General features: G+C 69.1%; 22 protein-coding genes. 2 read left to right on the forward strand and 20 right to left on the reverse strand.

Annotated elements, in window-relative coordinates; translation table 11 throughout:
- Positions 1-211 precede the first annotated feature (211 nt).
- Positions 212-1,201 carry a GPR endopeptidase gene (gene gpr / locus QME70_11190; GenBank protein MDI6895139.1) on the forward strand — a complete coding sequence of 330 codons (990 nt, stop codon included), beginning with the start codon at positions 212-214 and terminating at the stop codon, positions 1,199-1,201.
- A 114-nt stretch (positions 1,202-1,315) separates the two neighbouring features.
- On the opposite strand, the gene QME70_11195 is transcribed toward gpr, so the two are convergent.
- The 4 genes from QME70_11195 to QME70_11210 all read right to left on the reverse strand — a co-directional run bounded on the left by QME70_11195 (position 1,316) and on the right by QME70_11210 (position 5,805).
- Positions 1,316-1,555, reverse strand: coding sequence for an alpha/beta-type small acid-soluble spore protein (locus QME70_11195; protein MDI6895140.1), 240 nt, complete (start codon positions 1,553-1,555; stop codon positions 1,316-1,318).
- Between the two features lie 157 nt (positions 1,556-1,712).
- Complete coding sequence (gene recG, locus QME70_11200; protein ID MDI6895141.1) at positions 1,713-3,782, reverse strand: ATP-dependent DNA helicase RecG; 2,070 nt, start codon at positions 3,780-3,782, stop codon at positions 1,713-1,715.
- Between the two features lie 6 nt (positions 3,783-3,788).
- Positions 3,789-5,387, reverse strand: a complete 1,599-nt coding sequence (locus QME70_11205; GenBank protein ID MDI6895142.1) for a DAK2 domain-containing protein — start codon at positions 5,385-5,387, stop codon at positions 3,789-3,791.
- Between the two features lie 73 nt (positions 5,388-5,460).
- Positions 5,461-5,805 (reverse strand): Asp23/Gls24 family envelope stress response protein, encoded by a 345-nt coding sequence (locus QME70_11210; protein ID MDI6895143.1) that lies wholly within the window; start codon positions 5,803-5,805, stop codon positions 5,461-5,463.
- Between the two features lie 139 nt (positions 5,806-5,944).
- Between QME70_11210 and rpmB the strand changes: the two genes are divergently transcribed.
- Complete coding sequence (gene rpmB / locus QME70_11215) at positions 5,945-6,136, forward strand: 50S ribosomal protein L28 (protein ID MDI6895144.1); 192 nt, start codon at positions 5,945-5,947, stop codon at positions 6,134-6,136.
- On the opposite strand, the gene hslO is transcribed toward rpmB, so the two are convergent.
- The 16 genes from hslO to dapF all read right to left on the reverse strand — a co-directional run bounded on the left by hslO (position 6,105) and on the right by dapF (position 22,638).
- Complete coding sequence (hslO, locus tag QME70_11220; GenBank protein MDI6895145.1) at positions 6,105-6,971, reverse strand: Hsp33 family molecular chaperone HslO; 867 nt, start codon at positions 6,969-6,971, stop codon at positions 6,105-6,107. The two genes, rpmB and hslO, sit on opposite strands and share 32 nt — an antisense overlap.
- 172 nt (positions 6,972-7,143) lie before the next feature.
- Positions 7,144-7,812 carry a ribulose-phosphate 3-epimerase gene (rpe, locus tag QME70_11225; GenBank protein ID MDI6895146.1) on the reverse strand — a complete coding sequence of 223 codons (669 nt, stop codon included), beginning with the start codon at positions 7,810-7,812 and terminating at the stop codon, positions 7,144-7,146.
- 14 nt (positions 7,813-7,826) lie between these two features.
- Positions 7,827-8,693 carry a ribosome small subunit-dependent GTPase A gene (gene rsgA / locus QME70_11230; protein MDI6895147.1) on the reverse strand — a complete coding sequence of 289 codons (867 nt, stop codon included), beginning with the start codon at positions 8,691-8,693 and terminating at the stop codon, positions 7,827-7,829.
- A 12-nt stretch (positions 8,694-8,705) separates the two neighbouring features.
- Positions 8,706-10,541 (reverse strand): PASTA domain-containing protein, encoded by a 1,836-nt coding sequence (locus QME70_11235; GenBank protein ID MDI6895148.1) that lies wholly within the window; start codon positions 10,539-10,541, stop codon positions 8,706-8,708.
- Complete coding sequence (locus tag QME70_11240; GenBank protein ID MDI6895149.1) at positions 10,538-11,359, reverse strand: protein phosphatase 2C domain-containing protein; 822 nt, start codon at positions 11,357-11,359, stop codon at positions 10,538-10,540. The genes QME70_11235 and QME70_11240 overlap by 4 nt, the downstream gene beginning before the upstream one ends.
- Before the next feature lie 40 nt (positions 11,360-11,399).
- Positions 11,400-12,740: a 16S rRNA (cytosine(967)-C(5))-methyltransferase RsmB gene (gene rsmB, locus QME70_11245; protein MDI6895150.1), complete on the reverse strand. Its 1,341-nt coding sequence runs from the start codon at positions 12,738-12,740 to the stop codon at positions 11,400-11,402.
- Positions 12,741-13,439, reverse strand: coding sequence for a zinc metallopeptidase (locus tag QME70_11250; protein MDI6895151.1), 699 nt, complete (start codon positions 13,437-13,439; stop codon positions 12,741-12,743).
- Position 13,440: 1 nt separating this feature from the next.
- Positions 13,441-14,838 carry a methionyl-tRNA formyltransferase gene (fmt, locus tag QME70_11255; protein ID MDI6895152.1) on the reverse strand — a complete coding sequence of 466 codons (1,398 nt, stop codon included), beginning with the start codon at positions 14,836-14,838 and terminating at the stop codon, positions 13,441-13,443.
- Between the two features lie 20 nt (positions 14,839-14,858).
- A complete protein-coding gene (gene priA / locus QME70_11260) occupies positions 14,859-17,117 on the reverse strand; it encodes a primosomal protein N' (GenBank protein MDI6895153.1) in 2,259 nt (752 codons plus the stop codon).
- Position 17,118: 1 nt separating this feature from the next.
- Positions 17,119-18,384 (reverse strand): bifunctional phosphopantothenoylcysteine decarboxylase/phosphopantothenate--cysteine ligase CoaBC, encoded by a 1,266-nt coding sequence (coaBC, locus tag QME70_11265; protein MDI6895154.1) that lies wholly within the window; start codon positions 18,382-18,384, stop codon positions 17,119-17,121.
- A 46-nt stretch (positions 18,385-18,430) separates the two neighbouring features.
- Positions 18,431-18,643: a DNA-directed RNA polymerase subunit omega gene (gene rpoZ / locus QME70_11270; GenBank protein MDI6895155.1), complete on the reverse strand. Its 213-nt coding sequence runs from the start codon at positions 18,641-18,643 to the stop codon at positions 18,431-18,433.
- A gap of 15 nt (positions 18,644-18,658) precedes the next feature.
- The gene (gene gmk / locus QME70_11275) at positions 18,659-19,273 is read right to left on the reverse strand and encodes a guanylate kinase (GenBank protein ID MDI6895156.1); all 615 of its coding nucleotides are present in this window, start codon (positions 19,271-19,273) and stop codon (positions 18,659-18,661) included.
- Between the two features lie 10 nt (positions 19,274-19,283).
- Positions 19,284-19,565, reverse strand: coding sequence for a DUF370 domain-containing protein (locus tag QME70_11280; GenBank protein MDI6895157.1), 282 nt, complete (start codon positions 19,563-19,565; stop codon positions 19,284-19,286).
- A 26-nt stretch (positions 19,566-19,591) separates the two neighbouring features.
- On the reverse strand, positions 19,592-20,509 hold the full coding sequence (locus tag QME70_11285) for a YicC/YloC family endoribonuclease (GenBank protein ID MDI6895158.1): 918 nt from the start codon (positions 20,507-20,509) through the stop codon (positions 19,592-19,594).
- A 13-nt stretch (positions 20,510-20,522) separates the two neighbouring features.
- Entirely contained in the window at positions 20,523-21,686 is a 1,164-nt protein-coding gene (locus QME70_11290) for an LL-diaminopimelate aminotransferase (protein ID MDI6895159.1), read from the reverse strand.
- A 67-nt stretch (positions 21,687-21,753) separates the two neighbouring features.
- Positions 21,754-22,638 carry a diaminopimelate epimerase gene (gene dapF / locus QME70_11295; GenBank protein ID MDI6895160.1) on the reverse strand — a complete coding sequence of 295 codons (885 nt, stop codon included), beginning with the start codon at positions 22,636-22,638 and terminating at the stop codon, positions 21,754-21,756.
- Between the last annotated feature and the right edge of the window lie 75 nt (positions 22,639-22,713).

Below are 22,713 nucleotides of genomic sequence, written 5' to 3' on the forward strand. Positions count from 1 at the left end.
CCCTGGGCCTTGACCCCATCCAATATAACCCTTCCGTTCACAATCCTGCAAGGCCGGTCCCGGGGCCCATCAACCAGAACTATAACGCAAGTGCCTCCGTGCTCTTTCTTATACCCCCGCTCTCCCTCTCTTACGCCCGCACATCGCCGGAATAGGTGACCGAGGGCGGGAAAGCATACCCAGGGGAACCCGGCGGGGAGGTGGGATGGCTTTGGCGACAGGGGAGGACCTCTTTCGCGAGTGCGACGCATACACCGATCTGGCCCTCGAGGCCTCCGAGCGGGTGCGGGCCCGTACCGGGAGGGAAATCCCGGGGGTGAGCGTCCAGGAGTTCCCCCGGGACGGCATCAAGGTGACGCGGGTGGTCGTCCAGGACGAGGACGGTGCGGCCATGATGGGTAAACCTCCGGGTACCTACGTCACCATTGAAGCGCCGGACCTGCGCTCCCGCAGCCGCGAACTGGGAGAGCGCCTCTCCGGAGTGATCGCCCAGGAGCTGGCAGGCCTGGCTCGCCTGCGGGCCGACGCCACCGTGCTGGTGGTGGGACTGGGAAACTGGCGAGCCACCCCGGACGCCCTGGGTCCCCGGGTGGTGGAGCAGGTGTTCGTCACCCGCCACCTGCGGGACATGGTGCCGCCCGAGTTGAAGGGACGCATGCGCGGCCTGTGCGCCATGGCCCCGGGCGTGCTCGGTGTGACCGGTATCGAAACGGGAGAGGTGATCCGGGGCGTGGTGGACCGGGTCGAACCCGACCTGGTGGTGGCGGTGGACTCTCTGGCCGCCCGCAGCCTGGACCGGATGATGACCACGGTGCAGCTTGCCGATTCGGGCATCAGGCCGGGCTCGGGGGTGGGGAACCGCCGCCTGAGCGTGGACCGCGAATCGGTGGGTGCCCCGGTAATCGCGGTGGGATGCCCCACCGTGGTATACGCCCTGACCATCGCCATGGAAGCCATCGGCCAGCTAAGCCAGCAGGTGCCCCAGGCGGCAGGCCTGCGCACCTATCTGCAGGGACTGGATGCCCAGGGCAAGGAAGAGATCCTGGGCGGGGTGCTGCGTCCCCTCACCGGAGAAATGGTGGTCACCCCGAAGGAGGTGGACGCCGACGTGGAAGAAATGGCGCGCATCATTGCGGGCGGAATCAACGCCGCCTTCCACCCCGGCATCACCGAGGAAGAAGTGGCCCGCTATCTGCGTTGACGGGCAGACGGGGGATGGCGGGCCCACCCAAGGCCCGCAAGGTCTTTGCCCGAAAAATGCCCCAAAAAGGGGATGCCCGGCGTACCGCCGGGCATCTCTCACTGCCCTGTCCCGTTACCGGCCTGGCGGCCTGGGCGGGGTCGTACCTCCGGCCAGGGAACGCTCAGCCTGCTCGATCATCCGGCGCACCATGTGGCCGCCCACGGCGCCGCACTGCCGGGACGAGAAGTCACCCCAGTAGTCGTCGGCAGGAGGAGTGATTCCCACCTCACCGGCCACCTCGTACTTGAAGTTCTGCAGTGCGGGTCCGGCCTCACGCACGAGCGCGCGGTTCCTTTTTTGACCCTGGGCCACGGAAGTTCACCTCCTTGCAGCTTTCTGATCCTAGTTTCACTCCCGCGCGCCCAGTTATGCTGGAACCCTATGGGCAAACCGGTGAAAGCGACCCCTTTGTGCAAATGCAACCTGCGGGTCGCCATGCAATTGGCAAAGAAAATTGCACCATGCCCGGTCAGCCCACCTGGATAAGGTCCAGGCGCTCCCGGTAGCGGTCCAGGAGCATCTGCCGGAGCATCCGGTGCTCGGGAAGGCGCAGTCCCGGATCAGCGTTCACCAGGGAAGCGGCTGCGGACCGGGCCTGCTCCAGCAGGGGGAGGTCCCGGATTGGGTTGGCCACTTTGAAATCCGGGACGCCGTGCTGCTTCACTCCCAGCAGCTCCCCCGGACCGCGCAGGCGCAGATCTTCTTCGGCAATTTCGAAGCCGTCGGCCGTCCGCTCCATGGCCTGCAGGCGCATGCGCGCCTCCTCGCTTCCGGGATCCCCGATGAGCAGGCAGAAGGAGGGCCGGTCTCCCCGACCCACGCGGCCCCGCAGCTGATGGAGCTGGGCCAGGCCGAAGCGCTCCGCCCCTTCCACCACCATGACCGTGGCGGCGGGGACGTCCACACCCACCTCGATCACCGTGGTGGCCACCAGCACCTGGATCTCCCCCGCCCGGAACCGGGACATCACTTCCTCTCGCTCGCGGGCCGGCAGCCGCCCATGCACCAGTCCTACCCGTATCCCGCGCAGATCGCCCTCCTGCAGGTCGCCAGCGAGTTTGGTGGCAGCCTCAGCCTGCAGCCGGTCCGATTCCTCCACCAGCGGGCAGACCACGTAAGCCTGGTTCCCTTGCTGCACCTGCTGGCGGACGAAGGCGTAGGCCTCCGGCCGGCGGGCGGAGGGGAGCCAGTGGGTCTGCACCGGTCGGCGCCCGGGGGGCATCTCATCGATGACGCTCAGGTCCAGGTCGCCAAACACGGTGAGGGCCAGGGTACGGGGGATGGGGGTGGCAGTCATTACCAGCACGTCGGCGGCCAGGCCCTTTTCCAGCAGCGTGGCCCGCTGTCTCACCCCGAAGCGGTGCTGCTCGTCGGTGAGGGCCAGGGACATGCGGGGCAGCGCCACGCCCTCGCCGATGAGGGCGTGGGTGCCCACATATACCCCCGGTACCCCTTTGTCCATGGCCTCCATCACCCGGTTGCGCTCGGCGGCAGCCTGGCTGCCCGTGAGCAAACCCACCGCAATGCCCAGCGGGGCCAGCAGGGGAACCAGATTCTGATAGTGCTGCTCGGCCAGGATCTCGGTGGGCACCATGAAGGCGCACTGGTACCCGGCGGCCGCGGCCTTGAGGGCGGCCATGGCGGCGACCACGGTCTTCCCCGAACCCACGTCCCCCTGCAGCAGGCGGTTCATGGGACGGGGCGACTCCATGTCGGTCCGGATCTGGGAGTACACCCGTTCCTGGGCAGCCGTCAACCGGTAGGGGAGCCGGGCGCGAAACCGCCCCAGCATCTCCCCGTCGGGCGGGTGACCGATCCCCTGCCGCTCCCTGACCTGACGCTTCTGCAGGGCAATGGCCAGTTGCAGCACAAAAAGCTCTTCGAAGGCCAGCCTGCGGCGGGCCGCCTCCAGGTCACCCGCGCTCGGGGGGAAATGCATGTCCCGGAGGGCCACTACGGCGGAAACCAGGCCTGCCCCTTCCCGAACCCCCGCAGGGAGGATGTCGGGGACCAGAGGCGCGAACTCATCCACCACCTCTTTGGCCAGGGTGCGCAGGGGGCGCTGGAACACACCCTCTTTGAGGGGATATACGGGCACCAGGCGACCCACGTGCAGGGGATCCGCCCCCGTCTCCACCTCGTACTCGGGATTGTCCATGCGCCACTCGCCGAAACGTCTCTCCACCCGCCCGGAGAATATCACCGTCAGGCCCCGGCGGAACTGGTTCTTGCGATAGGGTTGGTTGAACCAGATTCCCCACACGGTGCCCGTATGATCGCTCAACCCCACCCGCAACAGGGAAAGCCCCGGCCGGGGACGGCGTTCCTCGATCACCGATACCACGCCGCGCACCGTGTTCACCTCTCCCGGTCGCAGCCTGCCCACGGGAAGGAGCTCCCGCCGGTCCTCGTGACGCCGGGGGAAGTAATACAGCAGATCCCCCACCGTGCGCAGTCCCAGGCGAGCCAGATCCCGCGCCCGCACCGGCCCCACCCCCTTGCAGAAGCGCAGGGGCATGTCCAGTCCGCGATCAGCCAATCCCAATCACTCCACCGAGATCACGTAATGCTGCAGGGGCTGGCCCCCGTAGTGGACCTCCACCAGCAACCCCGGGTAGCGGGACCGTACCCGATCGGCCAGGGCAGCGGCCCGGGCCCCATCCACGTCCACCCCGTAGAACAGGGTCACGGCCGTCATTTCCCCCGTCACCGCCCGCTCCAGGAGCGCCAGCACGGCCTCTTCGCACGTGGGGGCCACCACCACCAGATCCTCTTCCAGGAAACCCACGACGTCACCCCGACGGACGGGAACGTCTTCCACCGCCGCATCCCTCACGGCCCGGGTGACCTGAAGCGTTTTCACCCGCCCCGCCGCCTCCTGCATGGCGGCCACGTTCTCCGAGCCACCCACCTCGGGGTTGAAGGCCAGAGCGGCAGCCACGGCCTGGGCAGGGGAGAGGGCCGAAACCACCCGCACCGGCATGCGACTGAGAGAGGCCACCTGGCGGGCCACCGCCCAGGCATTGGGGTGACCGGGGAGCACCACCACCTCGCGGGCGCGGGCCTGCCTGACGGCTTCCATCAGCTCGCTGGCGCTGGGGTTCATGGTGGGACCGCCGGCCACCACCGCCGCACCCAGGCTGGCCAGCACTTCGGCCCACCCGTCTCCGGGTGCCACTGCCACCACCGCCACCCGCGTGAGGTCGTCGGAGCGAGCCCCCGAGCCCCCGAAGGGCGCGCCGGTGTGCGCCTCCACCTGCAGGCGCATGTCCTCAACCCGCAGTTCCGCCAGCCCCTCGTCCATGAGGAGGGCCACCACCCGGTCGGGGGAAGCGGTGTGCAGGTGAACGCGTGCGAACTCGTCCTCCTCGGCCAGCACCAGGGAATCCCCCAGGGCGGCCAGCTCCTGGCGCAGCCGCGACCATCGCCCCCGGACCCGCACGGTGGCCACCACGTCATAGGGGAAGGCTCCCACGCCCATCGCCGACACGCTCACCGGCTGGGGCTCGACCATCTGGGCCGAACCTTCTTCTCCCACCAGGGCAGCCAGCAGGCCCTCCAGGATGTAGACCAGACCCTGTCCCCCGGCATCGACCACACCTGCCCTTTTCAGCACGGGCAGGAGGTCCGGTGTGTGTCCCAGGGTCTCGCGGGCACCGTTCCAGGCTTCCCGCAGGACCACCACCGCGTCGCGGGTGCGCTTTCCCACCTCTACCGCCCGGCGGGCAGCCTCCCGCGCCACCGTGAGGATGGTCCCCTCCACGGGGCGGACCACCGCCCGATAGGCGGCCTGCACTCCCTCCTGGAGGGCCAAGCCCAGGTCCAGCCCGTCCGCCTCCCCCTTGCCCTCGAACGTACGGGCCAGGCCCCGGAAAATCTGAGAGAGAATCACTCCGGAGTTGCCGCGGGCACCCAGCAAGGATCCCCGGGCCAGGGCTCCGCTCATCTCGCCGAGGGAAGACGAGTTCACCCTGTCCATTTCCGCCTGGGCGGAGCGCATGGTGAGCAGGAGGTTGGTGCCCGTGTCGCCGTCCGGCACCGGGAAAACGTTGAGCTGGTCCACCTCGGCCCGGTGCCTTTCCAGGTACCCGGTGGCAAGGCCGATCATGCGGCGCAGATCCCATCCCCCGATACGTCCCGCCACATCTCCTCCCCCCGCAGATCCCACCCGCAGGCCTCACCCGCCGACCCCCGGCGCCACAACCCCCGGCCCGCCCCTAAACGCGTACGCCCTGCACCTGCACGGTTATGCGACCCACGGGGATCCCGGCTTCCTCCACCGCGCCGCGCACCCGTTCGGCCACGTCGCGGCCCACGGCGGGTATGCGGTTACCGTATCCCACCATGATGTTCAAGGTCAGATGGACTTTTCCTTCCCGAACGGAGACCTCCACCCCGCGGGCCAGGCTGTCCCGCCCCAACAACTCCGCCAGAGCCCCTACTCCCCGGGCGGCCATTCCCACCACCCCCGGGCATTCGCTGGCAGCGGCGCCCGCCAGGGTGGCAATGACCTCCTCGCTCCACACCACGTTCCCCCGCCGGTTCGTCAACTCATAGGGCAAACCGCATTCCCTCCGGCCCGCATTGCCTCCCAGCGCCTTGCCTCCAGCCTGCATCGCCCCCGGACTGCATTGCCTGCAGTGGACACCTCAGCAATCCCATGCTAAAATGGGACCGATTCTCTGTCAAAGGGGTATGCGAATGGGGCGCAAATGCGTAGTGTGTGGTAAGGATGCCTGGGTCGGGTTCCAGATCAGCCACTCCCACCGGCGTACCAAGAGACGGTGGAACCCCAACCTGCAGAAGATCCGTATCGTGGAAAACGGGCGGGTGCGGCGTGCCCTGGTTTGTGCCAGATGCCTCAAGGCGGGGAAGGTGCAGCGGGCCGTTTGAGAAGAGCCCTGACCTCCCCCACCGGCACCCGATAGATGTGGCCGCAGAAGTGACATCGAGCTTCCAGGATCTCGCCTTCCTCCGCATCGTCAAGATCGATTGTGGCAAGAGCCTCCAGCAGCCGCGCCCGCGTGCACCGGCAGCGGTAGCGTACCGGCTGGGGCGGGGAGAACGACGCCGGGTAACCGGCAAAGGCCCCCAGCATGATGTCCTCGGGGGCGTTGCCCTGTTCTATGAGGGCGCTGGGTGCGGGCAGCGTCCTCAGGTTATCTTCCAGGTACGCCAGCTCCGGCCGATCGTCCCCTCCGGGGAGTGCCTGCACCAGCAGTCCCCCGGCGGCTCGCACGCGCCCCCGGGGCTCCACCAGGACCCCGAGAGCCACCGCTGAAGGCGTCTGCTCAGAAGTGGCCAGGTAGTAGGCCAGGTCACCGGCGATCTCCCCGCTGACCAGGGGAGCACGCCCCGTATATGGCTCCTTCAGCCCCATGTCCCTGGTAACGTACATGTATCCCCGTCCCACCCCCCGGCTCACGTCCAGCTTGTGGTCGGCGGTGGGGGGAAGTTCGACGGCGGCATTCTCCACGTATCCCCGTACCGCCCCTCCGGCCCGGCCTTCGGCAATAATCCCTCCCAGGGGACCGTCACCCACGACCCGGATGGTGATACTCTCGTCACCCTTGAGGGTGGCCGCCAGCAGAGCAGCCCCGGCCAGAGCCCGGCCCAGGGCGGCCGTGGCCAGGGCGGACAGGCGGTGGCGGCGGCGGGCCTCTCCCACGGCCCGGGTGAGGCGGACGGCCAGGCCGACCAGGGGAGAGTCCCTCACCACCGCCCGCACCAGGTAGTCACCCGGCAGGCTGCCCGGTTCCTCCCCGGCGATCCCGGTCAGGACGCCCGCCGGCCCAGCGCGCGGGCCAGGAGGCGTACGATGGGCCCCAGGGCGCGGGGAACCCTGTACACGTTGAACCTGATCACCGGATTCATCCTCCCTCATGCCCAGGTCCCTCACATTATATTCCCGGGCCGGCAGGGGCGGTGCGCAGCGCTCTCATGGCAGCGGCGTAGTCCGGCGCCCCGAACACGGAAGTACCCGCCACCAGGATGGTGGCGCCGGCCCGCCGCGCCAGGAGGGCCGTCTCCGGGTTGATGCCCCCGTCCACTTCGATCTCAGCCCGCAGGCCCAGGCGGGACACTTCCTCCACCTTACGCAGGGTGGCGGGGATCAGGGCCTGGCCTCCGTACCCCGGGTTGACGGTCATCACCAGCACCACGTCTACCAGGTCCCCCACGTACTTCAATACCCCCGGATAGGTGGCGGGATTGAAAGCCACCCCCGCCTGCGCCCCCAATTCCCTTATCCTTCCCAGCACCCGGTGCAGGTGAGGGCAGGCTTCGGCATGCACCGTTATTATGTCCGCCCCCGCGTCCCGAAAGGAGACCAGGTGCCGTTCGGGGTGGACTGTCATGAGGTGGACGTCCAGGGGGATGCGCACCAGGGGCCTGATAGCCGTTACCACCTGCTGCCCCAGGGTGATGGGGGGCACGAAGCAACCATCCATCACATCGATGTGCAGGAGATCGGCGCCCGCCTGCTCGGCCGCCCGCGCCGCCCGGCCCAGGTCGGCGAAGTCGGCCGCCAGCAAGGAGGGCGCCACTTTCACGTTCTTTGCCCGCACCATGCCCCGTCCCTCGCTCACCAGGGTAAAGCCTCCTCGATGCCGCTCAGGAGCTCCAGGTATAGGCGGTAGCGCCAGGGAGCCACCCCGCCTTCTTCCGCCGCCCGGCGCACTTCGCACCCCGGCTCGGCCCGGTGGTAGCAATCGGCGAAGCGGCACCGGGGTGCCAGCGGCGCCATCTCGGGGAACAGCGTCGCCAGTTCCCGCGGCTCCACGCCGCCCAGGTCCAGGCGGGAAAACCCCGGCGTGTCGGCCACCGTCCCGCCGTCCACATCCAGCAACCGCGCCAGGCGGGTGGTATGGCGCCCCCGCCTTATGCGAGGGGATATTTCCCCGGTGGCCAGACCCAGGCCGGGCTTAAGGGCATTGAGCAGGCCGGACTTGCCCACCCCGCTCGCACCGGCCAGCACCGAAACCCGGCCGCGGAGAAACGGCCTCAGTTCCTCCAGGCCTTCTGCCGTTACGCTGCTCGTCACCACCAGCCGGTAGGGGACGGCGCGGAACAGCTCCCGCACCTCCTCCCGCTCCTCTTCCCCCATCAGATCGGCCTTGCTCACCACCGCCACCGCATCCACGCCCGCCTTCTCCGCACCCACCAGCACCCGGCCCACCTGCCCCAGGTCCAGGGGGGGATCCCGGTACGAGAACACCACCAGCACCTGGTCCACGTTGGCCACCGGGGGGCGGTCCATCAGGTTGCGCCGGGGGAGCACCTCCTCCACCACGGGAGCCGCCCGGCTCCCCCCCACCCGCACCAGGTCACCCGCCACCACACCCAGGGCCTCCCGGCGCAGGCGACCCCGCAGGCGACAGCTCAGCTCTTCCCCTTCCTCCGAGCGCACCACCACCCGGTCACCGTAACACCCCAGCACCTGTCCCCGCACCGCCTACCGCTCCTACTTCAGTGCCACCTGGGACACCACCTGTCCGTCGCAAAGAATCCTGACCGACCCCTGGTTGCCCGCCCAGGTCACCACCACCGGGAAGTCGGAACCCCCCGCCCTGGGCGCGGAATACACCACCGCCGTACCCAGCTCGTCCGACACCTCCACCTGGACCAGACGGGTCTCTTCGGCCTTCCCGGGGACGGAAACCAGAATCAGGGAACGGTGCACGGGCAGAGCAGTGCTCTTGCTGCGCTTGATATTCACCACCGTGTCCTGGGCCACCGTCTGCCCCGCCGCCGGCTCCTGCCCGCACACCATCCCCCGGGGCAGGGCATTGGGTACTTCGTCCACCGTACCCAGCGCCAGCCCTGCCTCTTTGAGCCGGGCGGCGGCCTGGTCCACGGTGAGACCGTAAACGGACGGTACTGAAACCGGCTTCGGTTCGGGGCCGGAAGAAACCTCCAGGTCCACCACTGCACCCCTCACGGCAGGGTCCCCCGCCCGGGGCCGCTGGGATATTACCGTGTCCTTGGGTTTCTCATTATCGTACCGGTAAGTGGTCCTGACCTCCAGCCCGCCGGAGCGCAGGATCTCCTCGGCCTCGCGTGCGCTCTTACCCTCCACCGCCGGCACCCCGCCTTTGACGAACTCGGGGCCCAGGCTGATCCAGAGCTTGACCATGCCGCCCTTCTTCACCGGTTCTCCCGGGTCAGGGTCCTGACCGATGACGCAGGAAACCTCCACTTCCGACGAATACTGCTGCCCCACCACCTCGTACTGCAGCCCCCGGGCCCGCAACTGCTCCTGGGCGGAACTCAGGTCCATCCTGAGCACGTTGGGAGTGGTGAGAGTGGGCACGTACCACCACCGCAGGAAGGCATGACCTCCGTATGCCAGCGCGCCCACCAGCAGGATGGCGAAGAGCACCCAGGCCACCAGGCGGGGACGCCTGGTCACCCGGCCGTGGCGTACCGGGTTGCGGCTCCGCTCCCCGACCACCGCCTCACCTCCCCGCACGGCAGCCGCCCCGGGCTGCGCATCAATGCCCTGCAGAGCGGCCAGGAAATCGGCCGCAGACGCATACCGCCCGCCCGGATCCTTGCACAGCGCCCGCATGACCACCCTCTCCAGCCCGGGTGGGGTGCGGGGCGCCAGCCGGCGCAGGGGCTGAGGCTCCTCTCGGACGTGCTTCAGAGCCACACTGATGGGGTTGTCCCCTTCGAAGGGCAGCCGCCCGGTCAGCATGCGGTACAGGACCACACCCAGGGAATATACATCCGCCTGCTGGTCTCCCGGAGCTCCCTGGACCTGCTCTGGAGCCAGGTAATGCACCGAACCCACGATGGCTCCAGGATGGGTGACCGTAGAAGCCACCCCCGCCCGCGCGATGCCGAAATCGGCAACCTTGACCTGCCCGCGTGGCGCCAGCAGGATGTTCTGGGGCTTGACGTCCCGGTGGACGACGTCGTGGGAATGGGCATGCTCCAGGGCCGTGGCCACCAGGGAAGTCACCCGCACCGCCTCCGCCGGCGGCAAAGGTCCCTGGTCCAGGCGCTCCTCCAGGGTGGGACCGGGCACGTACTCCATAACCAGATAATGGAGGTCCCCGTCCTGCCCCACGTCGAAAAGGCTCACCACGTTGGGGTGAGAGAGAGACGCCGCCGCCTTTGCCTCCCGCCGGAAGCGGCGGAGGAAGTCAGCATCGGCGGCCAGCTCCGGCCGCAATACCTTTATGGCCACGGTGCGACCCAGCCAGGTGTCCTCGGCCCGGTACACCACTCCCATGCCGCCCGCGCCCAGCCGCTCCACTATCTGATAGCGACCACCTAGTTTCCGGCCGATCAACGAGTGTCCTCCCAATGTGCCTCCGCCACCACCACTGTGACATTATCGGGCCCGCCCCGCCTGTTGGCCATCTCCACCAGGCGCCCGGGAGCCAGGGAAAGGTCGCCCTCAGCCAGGACGCGGGCGATCTCGGCAGAGTCCACCACCGCCGTGAGCCCGTCCGTGCACAGGAGCAGGATGTCTCCCGGCTCCAGATCGCCCCCGAGGAGATCCACCCGGATCAATTCTCCCGTCCCCACCGCCTGGTCCAGCAGGTGGCGCTGGGGATGAAGGCGCGCCTGGGCTTCCGTGAGCTCCCCCCGCCACAGCAAATCGCCCACCCGGGAATGGTCCCGGGTGAGTTTCCTCAGTCCCGTGGCCGGGCGGAACAGGTAGGCGCGGCTGTCGCCCACGTGGGCGATCTCCAGCCGCCCGGGAGCAAGCAGTCCCAGGGTGAGGGTGCTGGCCATCACGGCCCCCCGGGATCGTCCCGCTTCTCCGATGCGGCGGTGGGCCGCCAGGATGGCATCCCGCAGTACTTCCCCAGCCGCCCTGCCCGCCATCGGCTCGGCCAAAGCCCCGCCCGCCGGTGGATCGACCAGCGTGCCGCCCGCCTGAGGATGCGCCGGCAGCGGCCGGCCGGGCGCCCGGACCAGTTGCCGGGTCAGGTGCTCCCGCACCACCTCCACAGCCAGGGCAGCCGCCACTTCCCCGGACTGCATGCCCCCCAGGCCATCGGCCACCGCACAGGCCAGACCGTCGCCCAGCTCGAGAACCAGGTAGGCGTCTTCGTTGTGGCCGCGCACCAACCCGCAGTCCGAGGCAGCCCAGGCCCTCACCCCTTGCACCCCCGCTCCCAGAGTTCTCTTTCTAGTCCATTCATCCCTTTCTGTGTTTACGCAGCCGGCATATGAAAAAGCCGTCAGTTCCGTGCCGGTGCGGCCAGAGTTGCAGCCACCCCTTGCGGGACTCCCCGCGCAGGTTCTCCGGCAGCCACGGCGCCGGGTCGTCGGCGACGAAGTCGGGGTGGCGGTCCAGGAAGGAATCCACCACCTGCTGGTTTTCCTCCGGCTCCGTGGTACAGGTGGAATACACCAGGGTGCCGCCGGGAGCCAGAGCGGAGGCGACCCCGTCCAGAATCTCCCCCTGCAGCCGGGCCAGGGTCTCCAGGTCCGCCTGCCGGCGCCGCCAGCGCAGGTCCGGCCGCCTGGCCAGGGCCCCCAGGCCCGAGCAGGGGGCATCCACCAGGATGCGATCCGCCTCTCCTCCCCAGGCATCGGGCAGCAAATCGCCCAGGCGGCGGGCGTCCCCCGCCACCGGGCGCAGCCCCCCCAGCCCCAGCCGCGAGCAACCCTCTTCCACCAGGCGCAGGCGCCGGGGGTTGATGTCTACGGCCAGCACTTCTCCGCGCCCGCCCATCAACTCCAGCAGGTGGGCGGTCTTGGTGCCCGGGGCGCTGCAGGCATCCACCACCCGCTCGCCGGGGCGGGGATCGAGCACGGGCGCCACCAGGGCGGAACCCTCGTCCTGCAACGAGAACAGTCCCTCCCGGAAAGCAGGCAGCTCCGCCACGGGAACCGGGCTTTCCTCCACCACGAAGCACTCGCCCCGATAACGCCCGGGGCGAGTCCGCACTCCTTCTTCCTCCAGGCGGGAAAGAAGTCCCTCGGCCGCGACGCGGGTCAGGTTGCCTCGCCCGCTCAGAGGAGGGATGCGGTTGAGGGCGGCACAGAGGGCCTCGGTCTCCTCACTCCCCAGCCTCTGCACCCACCGCTGCACCAGCCACTCCGGAAACGAGTAGACCAGCGAAAGGCCCTCCCCCCGCACGCGCGGGCGGGGCTCCTCTGCCACCCTGCGCAAGACGGCGTTCACCAGAGAAGCCGTCCCCGCATGCCCGTGGGCGCGAGCCAGTTCCACCGCCTGGGACACGGCCGCGTAAGACGCACCGCCGCCGAACATGAGCTCATACGCGCCCATGCGCAAAGCATTGCGGATGGGCGCGGGGAGCTTCTCCAGAGGGTGCCGCAGGTAACGGGCCAGGCCGTGGTCTATGGGGAGGAGATAGCGCACCACCCCGTACGCCAGATCCTGGGCAAAGGCCCGCTCGCGGGGGTCCTTCTCTTGACGGCTCAGCCGCGCGAAAGCCACATCGGCGTATGCGCCCTTCTCCACCTCGCCCAGGATGCGCAGCGCCAGCTCCCGGCCGGGGGTGGCGGACACCTAATCCTCCCGGCTGCGGGCCAGCATGAACATGCGGAGCAACTGGGCCACCGCCATGGCCAGGGCAGCCACGTAGGTGAGAGCGGCGGCGTTGAGCACCGCCCGCGCGCCCCTTGCTTCCCGCTCCGTGCGCAGATAGCCGCCCGCCTGCAGTTCGGCCAGGGCCCGCGAGCTGGCGTTGTACTCAACCGGGAGGGTGATGGCGGTGAACACCACCGCTCCCAGGAACAGGATCAGCCCCAGATTCATGAGGGAGCCCGAACCCATGATGAGCCCCACGAAAAACAGGGGAATGGCGGCCTGAGAGCCGAAGCTCACCACTGGCACCAGGCGGTTGCGCAGGGCCAGGGGCCCGTAACCCACCGCGTGCTGGATGGCATGCCCCACCTCGTGGGCGGCCACCCCCACGGCGGTGATGGAAAGGCCGTCGTGGACCGCGGGCGACAGACGCAGCACGCGCTGGCGGGGATCGTAGTGATCGCTCAGCACTCCCGGCGTCCTCGTCACCCGCACTTCCCTTACGCCCGCTCGCCACAGCAGTTCCTCCGCCACCTGGGCCCCCGTCTTCCCCACCGAGGCCATTACCCGAGAGAACTGCTGGGCGGTGCCGCTCACCCGCGCCTGGGCGTAAAGGGAGAAGATGAACGCCGGCAGGACAAAGAGCAGCAGGCCGGCGTCCATACCGTAGCCCCAGTACAAGCTAATCCCCCTCCTTTCCCAGAAACTCCCCCACCCGAAGGTGGTAACCGCGCAGGAAGTCCGCCGCCGGCATCCAGCGCCGTCCCTCCGGTTGCACTTCGAGGATTTCCACCGCTCCCCTGCTGCACGCTACCAGAAATCCCTCCTCGCTCACAGCCATCACCTCGCCCGGCGATGCCCCACCAGGTGCGGCTTCGTGCTTACGTGCCCGCCCCACCTTCAATTGACGTCCGCACCAGCGCGTACGTGCCCCGGGAACCGGAGCGAGGGCGCGCACACGGTTCACCACGTCGTCGGCCGACCCGGCCCAGTCCACCACCTCGTCGGCCGCCGTGATGGGCGCGGCGTAGGTCGCCAGCCCTTCGTCCTGAGGCCGGCGGGGAGCTTCCCCCTTGACCAGAAGATGCACCGTGTTCACCACCAGTTCGGCCCCTTCCCGGGCCAGCCGGGCCCGCAGGCTGCCCCCGGTGTCCTCGGGGGAAACGGGTACCTCCTTCTGGAGGATGATGTCTCCGGCATCCACCCGCTCAGAGACGTACATGGTGGTGACCCCGGTCACCTCGTCGCCCGCCATGATGGCCCGTTCGATGGGTGCCGGGCCCCGCCACCGGGGCAGCAGGGAAGGATGGAGGTTGATCACCCCCTTCCCCATCGCCAGCAAGGGAGCGGGAAGGATGCGGCCGAAATCGGCCACCACCAGGTAGTCGGGCTCCAGGGATCGCAGCCTGGCCAGGAATTCCTCCTCCCCCAGGGAGGCGGGCTGCCACACCTCGATCCCCAGTTCCCGAGCCCGCTCCTTGGCCGCGGGCGCTCCGGGCAGGAGGCCCCGGCCCCGGGGCCGATCGGGCCGGGTAACCACGGCCGCCAGATCGCACCCTTCGTGCAGGGCTTCCAGCGTGGGCAGGGCGAACTCTCCCGTCCCCAGGAGAACTACGCGCGGTGCCGGTAGTACCTCACGCACTTCCATGGCCCGGTCCAGGAACAGGATGCCATTGAGGTGGTCGATCTCGTGCTGCACGGCCCGTGCCAGCATACCTTCCGCCTCCACCCAGATCTGGCGTCCGTACCGGTTGAGCCCGCTCACGGTAACCTTCCGGTAGCGGGGCACATCTCCCACCAGGCCGGGGACGGACAGGCACCCCTCCACCCCGGTTTCGCTTCCTTCCGCGTGGACGATCTCGGGATTCACGAGTTCGATGGGTCCCCCGCCCACATCCACCACGATCACCCGCCGGGATATACCCACCTGGGGGGCCGCCAGTCCCACTCCCCGGGCCCGGCGCATGGCCACCAGCATGTCGTCCAGCAACTCCCGCACCTGGCGGTTCACCTTGCGCACGGGCTTGGCCACCTTGCGTAACACGGGATCGGGATCTTGCTTTACATCACCCGATGCCATACGCTCCCGCCTCACCCCCCTCAAAGCATATCATAAGGATCGACGTCCACAGTCAGTCTTACCCCACGCCGCCGTTCCATTCCCGACCTGGCCATGGCTTCCTGGAGCATGACAGCGGCTCCCTCGGGTTCCCGGCTCTTCAAGAGCGCGACCCAGCGGAAAGACCCCTTGAGGGGCGAAAGGGGCGCCGGCGCCGGCCCCAGCACCTCCACTCCCGCTCCGGCCGGGAGCTCAGCACACAGGTCTTCCATGGCCCGCCGGGCCTCCTCCTCACGGGGAGCCGCAAAGATCAACCGCACCAGGTGGGAGAAGGGGGGGTAGCCCAGCTCCTCGCGCGACCCGATCTCCTCCCGGTAGAACTCCCGGTAATCGTGCACGCGCGCCGCCCGGATGGCATGGTGGTCGGGGTGATGGGTCTGCACCATAACCTCTCCACCCCAGTCCACCGCCATCTCCCCGAGATCGTACAGCAGCGAGAAGGTGCGCTCCGCAGCCCGGAAGTCGGGCAGGTGGAGGCCCACGTCGGCGTTGACCGCGGCCACCAGCCCCAGGTCGGGGAACTGGGCTCCCCCCGCCACCATCTGCGTGCCCACCAGGACCGCCGGGCGGCGGGCCAGAAAGGCTTCCCACAACTCCTGCACCCGGTCGGGACAGGAAGCCACATCCGAATCCAGGCGGAGCACGGGCGTGCCGGGGAGAAACTGCTGCACTTCCTGCTCCACCTTCTGGGTGCCGGCGCCGACCAGGCCCAGCTGCCGGCCACCGCACAAGGGACACACATCGGGAACGGGGCGCGAGAACCCGCACAGGTGACAGTGCAGCCATCCCGGACGGTGGTACACCAGGGAGACCCGGCAGCGCGGGCACCCCAGAGACTGACCACATTCCCGGCAGGACAGGGCGGCCGCATACCCGCGGCGGTTCAGGAACAGTACCGCCCTCTCCCTGCGTGCCACCACCCGAGCCAGGGCAGCCCGGAGGGGGCCGCTGAGGCTCCCCCGGCGAGGGCCTCCTGCCGCCAGGCGCACATCGACCACGGTCACGGGGGGGCGCCCGGGGGCGGGGAGCTGCCGGAGACCATACTCGCCCCGCTCGGCCCGGAAGAAGGTCTCCAGCCGCGGCGTGCTGCTCCCCAGCACCACCTGGCGCGCCGGGCGCAGGGCAGCCACCCGGCCGGCGTGATAACGGGGCACCTCCTCCTGCTTGTAGGCCTCGTCGTGCTCCCTCTCCAGCACCACCACCTCGAGGGCCCGGTCCCCATCCCCTACCGGCGCGAACACCGCCGACCGGGTGCCCAGAGCCACCCGCGCCTCACCCCGGGCCAGGGATAGCCACGCCCCCTGCCTGCGTGCCGGCGTAAGTCCCGCGTGCAGCACTGCCAGGCGCTCCCCCAGGCGGGAGCGCCACCATCCCGCCATCCTGTTCACCTGTTCGATGGATGGAGCCAGCACGATCGCGGTCTGGCCCCGGGCCAGGGCCTCCTCCACGGTCTCCAGGTAAGCCTCAGCTCGCCCGTAAGGGTCACCGCCCCACAGAACCAGTGTCTCGGCCGGGCCGCCCGCGGGAACACGGGCAGAAGGGTGAGCGGGCCGAACGCCCTCAGCCGCCGGGACCGGGATACCACCGCGCGGGCCGCCCGCGGGGGCGGAAGCAGGCGCCGCCTTCCCCCGGGGGGAGGAAGCGGCGCGCCGGGCCCTCACCACCTGTACCAGTCCGTGCCGGGACATCAATCGCAGCGTGTCCCGAAGCGACCCGGCCCCCTCCCCCCAGGTGTCTTCCAGTTCCCCCAGGGGGAAGCTCCGGCGGCGGGGCGCGGCCGCCAGCACCCCAGCCAGCCGCCTGGCCCGCGGGGAACGAAGGGACCCGGCCCGCGCCATGAGTTCCTCCCCGGAGACCAGCAGGCGCACCGTCTCCCTCTCGTCCACCCGCAGCGCCGGGGGGGATACGCAGCGCAGGCCGGCCGCCGGAGAGCACTGGTACAGCTTTGCCACCCGGAGGGCAAGCCCCACCAGCTCCTCCGGCAAATCCACCCGCTGGGGAACCGTACCCAGCACGGGGCGGGCCTCTCCCCGCCCGGGGGGCCCACCCCACCCCACCACCGTTGCCTCCATCACCCGGCCACCAAAGGGCACCTCCACCCGCTGGCCCACCCTGAGAGAACCCTTGAGGTGGGGCGGAACCAGATAAGTCCAGATACCGCCCGCCGGTGCGGGAGCGCCGTCCAGAACCACCTGCACGTAATCCTCTTCAACCACCTGCACGTAATCCTCTTCGGACAACTTACCCACCGCGGCGTGCCCGCACCACGGGGACAACCCGGTCCAGGATGCGGTGGGCCAGCTCGGCCTTTCTCATGGCGGGCAGGTCCTCGCTGGATCCGTCCGGCCAATAGAGGGTGACCTGGTTGTCGTCGCTGGCGAAACCCACGCCGGGACGGCTCACATCGTTCACCACCAGCAAATCCAGATTCTTGTAGGCGATTTTCTCCCGGGCGTGACGCTCGATGTCATCCGTCTCGGCAGCGAACCCCACCACCACCGTCTTTCCCTTGCGCCGGCCCACCTCCGCCAGGATATCCGGCGTGGGATCCAGCTCCAGAACCCAGGCCGCCATCTGCTCCTTCTTGACCTTGGACGGGTGCACCAGGCGCGGCCGCCAATCGCCCACCGCCGCGGCCTTCAACACCAGGTCGGTTCCGGGCAACCTGTCCATCACGGCGCCGAACATGTCCTCGGCCGAGGTGACAGGGACCAGCTCGACCCCTTCGGGCGGCGGCAGGGCCACGGGGCCGGACACCAGCACCACAGCCGCCCCTCGCATCCTGGCCGCCCGGGCCAGGGCATATCCCATCTTCCCCGAAGAGGGATTGGATATGAAGCGAACGGGATCGATCATCTCCCAGGTGGGCCCGGCCGTGACCAGCACCCGGCATCCGGCCAGGTCGCCCCCGCCCGCGGACGGTCCGCCCAGCATCTGCACCACCCGGTCCACGATCAGGGAGGGGTCGGGCAGCCTGCCCACCCCCACCGTGCCCTCGGCCAGCCAGCCCGCTTCCGGCGGGACGAAGCGGTACCCCAGATCCTCGAGCCGGGCCACGTTCGCCTGGAAAATCGGGTTCTCGTACATGCGGAAGTTCATGGCGGGACAGAACACCACCGGCGCCCGGCAGGCCATGATGGTGGTGGTGAGGAAATCATCGGCGACCCCTGCCGCCACCTTACCCACCACGTTGGCGGTGGCGGGCACCACCAGCAGCAGGTCCGCCCTATCCGCCAGGGCCACATGCTCCACGTTCCAGCGGGTCGTCCGCGAGAACATGGAGGTCACCACGGCATTCCCCGAAATGGTCTGCAGGGTGAGCGGAGTCACGAACCGGGTGGCGGCCCGGGTCATCACCACGTGGACATCCGCCCCCAGCCGGCGCAGGCGGCTCACCACCTCTACCGCCTTGTAGGCGGCAATCCCACCGGTGATGCCCACCACCACTGTCTTTCCCGCCAGGACCCGCTCGCCGGAATCACCTGTCGCGGAGTGCTCCGGGGGCACCGCCCCTCACCCCCTCCCGGGAACGCCCCCCCTTGGGGCGCCTGGCCTACTTCATCCTGATGACCTCGCGCCGGTACGTGATGAGCCCGTTCGCTATCTCCTCCAGAGCCACGGTGACCGGCTTGGTGGAACGGCTCAGCAGGAGGGGTGGGTGACCATCCAGCAACTCCCGCGCCCTCCTGGCCGCCAGGGAAACCAGGGTGTACTTGGCATCCACATAGGGCAGCAACTGCTCGAGGGGCAAATCCACCAGGTCCAAGGTGTCACCTCTCCTTCATGCGTCCTTGAGGCGCCCTGAAAAGCTCAGTCCGGCGAGAACCCGGCTGACACGGCACCGCTCCGCGGTGATGATGGCACTGAGCATGGCCACCGCCTGCTCCAGATCGTCGTTCACCACCGCATAATCGTACCACTCCACCTCCGCCAGTTCCACCGCCGCCGCCTGCCTGCGCACGGCCAGGCTCTCCTCCGTTTCGGTAGCCCGTCCCTCCTGCCGGCGCCACAGCTCCTCCACCGATGGGGGAAGGAGGAAGATGAACACCGCCTCCGGGAACACCTCCCGGAGCGTGCGCGCCCCCTGCACGTCCTTCTCCATGATGACCGTACGCCCTTCGCATAACAGGCGCCGCACCGGCTCACCCGGAGTACCATACAGATGCCCGTAAACGTTGGCCCATTCCACGAAATCGCCCGCGCGCAGACGCCGGTGGAACTCCTCCTCATCGAGGAAGTGGTAGTGCACCCCGTCCACCTCACCCGGACGGGGAGCCCGGGTGGTGGCCGACACCGCGTATACCAGGTCGGTCATCCGCGCGGTGAGCGCCTCTCTCACCCGACCCTTACCCACGCCGGATGGTCCGGAAAGGAGCACCAGCAGTCCGGTTTCCATGAGGGAGCCGTCACTCCCTTTCCGGCGATTCCGCCTCCTCTTCAACCGGCTCTCTGCCCCCCACGCGATGGGCCACCGTCTCCGGCTGCACGGCCGACAGCACCACGTGACCCGAATCGGCAATGATCACCGCCCGCGTCCGCCGGCCGTAGGTAGCATCGATGAGCAACCCCCGGTCCCGGGCCTCACCTATGATGCGCTTGATGGGCGCCGACTCCGGGCTCACAATGGCCACAATGCGGTTCGCCGACACTATATTACCAAATCCTACGTTGACCAGCCTCAGCTCCATGGCAACCTCCCCTGCTGCATCCGGCCCTACACCACATTCTGTCCCTGTTCTCTCATTTTCTCAAGTTCGGCCTTGATCTCGACCGCCAGCGCGGAGATGCCCGCGTCCTGGGCCTTGGCGGCCATGGTGGTGGCCTCCCGGAATGCCTCCTGCAGGAGGAAGTCCAGGCGCCGCCCCACCGGTTCGTCCCCGGGCAGCAGCCGCTCCATTTCGCCCAGGTGCGACTCCAGACGCACCAGCTCCTCGTGGATGCTCACCTTCTCGGCGTGCAGGGCGGCCTCCGCCGCCAGCCGGGCGGGCTCCACCGTAACAGCCAGTTCCTCCAGCCGCCTGACCAGCCGCTCCCGGTATTCCTCTTCCAGCCGAGGCGCGCGATCCTGTGCCCCGGCCACCAGTTCCCGCAGCCGCGCGATCCGGCCGCTCAGGTCGGCTGCCAGCCGCTCCCCCTCGGCGGCCCGCATTTCCTGCACCGAGCCCAGGGCCTGCTCCAGAGCGGGCAGCGCTGCCGCCCACACCGCTTCTGCGTCCACCTCGGCCTCGCCCGGCTCCATCACCCCGGGCAGCTGGGCGATCCAGGTCACTTCTCCCGGACCCGGCTGCGCCCTGACCTGCTCCCCCTCGGAGGACCCTTCCCGGATACCCGCGTCGCCGAGGGCGTGGGCCAGTTCCTGCAGGGCGGCGTGGTATGCCTGCGCCAGGGAACGGTCTACCCGCACCTGGCGGGGCAGATCCCCGGTGGACTCGGCGGTGAGGAACACCTCCACCCGGCCCCGCTGCAGGCGCTGCTCCATCAGCTCGCGCACCCGCTCCTCCAGGGCCAGGCAGAAGCGGGGGAAGCGCAGGGCCACATCCAGGAAGCGGTGGTTGAGGCTGCGCACCTCCACCCTCACCCGCCAGCCGGCCGCGCGGGCTTCCCCGCACCCGTATCCGCTCATGCTGCGCATGCCACCGCTCCCCTCACAGGCTGGCGCGGAGGCGACCCATGGCCTCCTCCAGACGCGAGGTAGGCACGGTGAGGGAGATGCGCACGAAGCTACGTCCCGTTTGCCCGTACGCCGACCCCGGCGTAACCATTACCCCCGCCTTCTCCAGCAGACGGGTGGAGAAATCCTCGTCCGTCGAGCCCTCGGGAACGCGCAGCCAGATGTAGAAGCTCCCCCGCGGCGGCCGGATGTCGAACCCCAGTTCCCGCAGGGTGGACACCACCAGGTCGCGCCGCTCACGGTACACCTCGTTCATGGAGGCGATGAACCGGTCGGGGCTGTCCTCGAGCGCCTTGACCCCCGCCCGTTGCACGGCGGCGAACTGACCCGAGTCGGTGTTGGTCTTGATGATCCCCAGCCCCGCCACGGCGGCCGCGTTGCCTACCGCCGCCGCCAGGCGCCATCCCGTCATGTTGAAGGGCTTGGACAGCGAGTAGAACTCCAGGGCCACGTTCTTGCCGCCCTCAACCTGCAGCACGCTGGGGGCCACGAAGCCGTCGTAGGTGTTCTCGATGTAGGCGGCATCGTGACACAGGAGGATGTCGTAGCGGCGGGCGAAATCCACCGCCCGGCGCATGAAGTCCAGGTCGGCCACCCCAGCGGTGGGGTTGTTGGGGTAGTTGATGAACATGAGCTTGGCTGCCTGCGCCGTCTCCTCCGGGATGGCCTCCAGGTCGGGCAGGAAGCCCCTCTCGGGCAGGAGGGGCATGGAGTGGATACGCGCCCCGCACAGGGCAGCATGGGTGCGGTACACCGGGTAGGCGGGATCGGGCAGGATCACCACATCCCCGGGATCGACGAAAGCCCAGAAGAGGTGGGCGATGCCCTCCTTGGAACCGATGAGGGTCATCACTTCCCGGTCGGGGTCCAGGTCCACCCCGAACCGCTGCCGGTACCGGTCGGCCATGGCGCGGCGGAACTCCGCCGTACCCTCATAGGGCGGGTAGCGGTGGGTGGCAGGGTCCCGGGCGGCCTGGTTCAGGGCATCCACCACATATCCCGGCGTGGGTACGTCGGGGTCACCGATGGCCAGGCTGATCACGTCCACCCCGCGCGCCGCCAGCTCCTTGCGCACCTTATCCATGCGGGCAAATAAGTACGGCGGAACACTCGCTATCCTCTTCGCCACCTGCGGCATGGCTCACCCACCTCCAGTTCTTCGCCAACCACGCGCGCCTGGCCCAGCCCACCTGCGGGGACACACATCAGGGCCAGAGGAACTCGCCCCGGCACACCTCCTCGGCGGGCCCTGTCATGTACACGTTGCCCTCGGAAGTCCACTCCACCTCCAGGTCCCCTCCGGGCAGGGAAACCCGTGCCCGCCGGGCCGCCCTCCCCTGCAGGACCGCCGCCACCAGGGAGGCACACGCTCCCGTCCCGCAGGCCAGGGTGGGACCCGACCCCCTTTCCCACACCAGCACCTCCAGGTGCCCGCCCCCCGGAGCCAGGTCGCCACCACTCAGCGGCGCGTGGCTGCCTCCGGCCGCCGCGCCCTCGGGCAGGCCGGGATGGCGGACGCGCACGAACTCCACGTTGGCACCCTGCGGGAAGGCCGGGTTCCTCTCGAGCTGGGGACCGTAAACCGGGAAGTCGGCGTCATCCCAGCCATCCAGGATGACGGCGTGGGGATTTCCCATGGACACGGACATCACCCGGAACTCCCGCCTGCCTGCCGCGACGACCAGCTCCCGCCACTCGCGGGGGGGGCCCATATCCACCCGCACCCCGGCGCGCCGGGGCTCACCCGCCCACCTGTCCACCCGCAGGATGCGGGTGTGGATACTGCCCGCAAGGGTATCCACGTCGCAGTCCGGCCCCGGGCAGTATCCCCGGCTGTACAGGTAAAAGGCAAAGCACCTCACCCCGTTACCGCACATCTCCGCCTCGGAACCGTCGGCGTTAAAGATGCGCATGCGGTGGGGGCTGCCTTGCGCCGGGGGCGGCAGCACCAGGATGAGGCCGTCCGACCCCACGCCCCGGTGGCGATCGCTCACCGCCCGCGCCAGGGCGGGGTAATCACGCTCTCCCACATCCGGGAGCCCGCGACTCACCAGGTCCACGAACACATAGTCGTTCCCCAGGCCATGCATCTTGACGAAGGGAACCAACCGACCACCCCCCGGCATCGCTTCTAGGATAGCCGTGCCGGCTTCCTTTGGCAATAC

Source organism: Bacillota bacterium (genome assembly GCA_030019365.1).
In the GTDB taxonomy this organism is placed as follows: domain Bacteria; phylum Bacillota; class Sulfobacillia; order JACIYH01; family JACIYH01; genus JACIYH01.

Bases quoted from the DNA above. Each gene is read 5' to 3' on its own strand.
- QME70_11290 (MDI6895159.1), bottom strand. From the start codon at position 21,686: ATGCCGCAGGTGGCGAAGAGGATAGCGAGTGTTCCGCCGTACTTATTT.
- rpe (MDI6895146.1), bottom strand. From the start codon at position 7,812: ATGGTGCGGGCAAAGAACGTGAAAGTGGCGCCCTCCTTGCTGGCGGCC.
- gmk (MDI6895156.1), bottom strand. From the start codon at position 19,273: ATGGAAACCGGACTGCTGGTGCTCCTTTCCGGACCATCCGGCGTGGGT.
- fmt (MDI6895152.1), bottom strand. From the start codon at position 14,838: ATGGCATCGGGTGATGTAAAGCAAGATCCCGATCCCGTGTTACGCAAG.
- QME70_11285 (MDI6895158.1), bottom strand. From the start codon at position 20,509: ATGCGCAGCATGAGCGGATACGGGTGCGGGGAAGCCCGCGCGGCCGGC.
- dapF (MDI6895160.1), bottom strand. From the start codon at position 22,638: ATGCATGGCCTGGGGAACGACTATGTGTTCGTGGACCTGGTGAGTCGC.
- rpmB (MDI6895144.1), top strand. From the start codon at position 5,945: ATGGGGCGCAAATGCGTAGTGTGTGGTAAGGATGCCTGGGTCGGGTTC.
- QME70_11280 (MDI6895157.1), bottom strand. From the start codon at position 19,565: ATGGAGCTGAGGCTGGTCAACGTAGGATTTGGTAATATAGTGTCGGCG.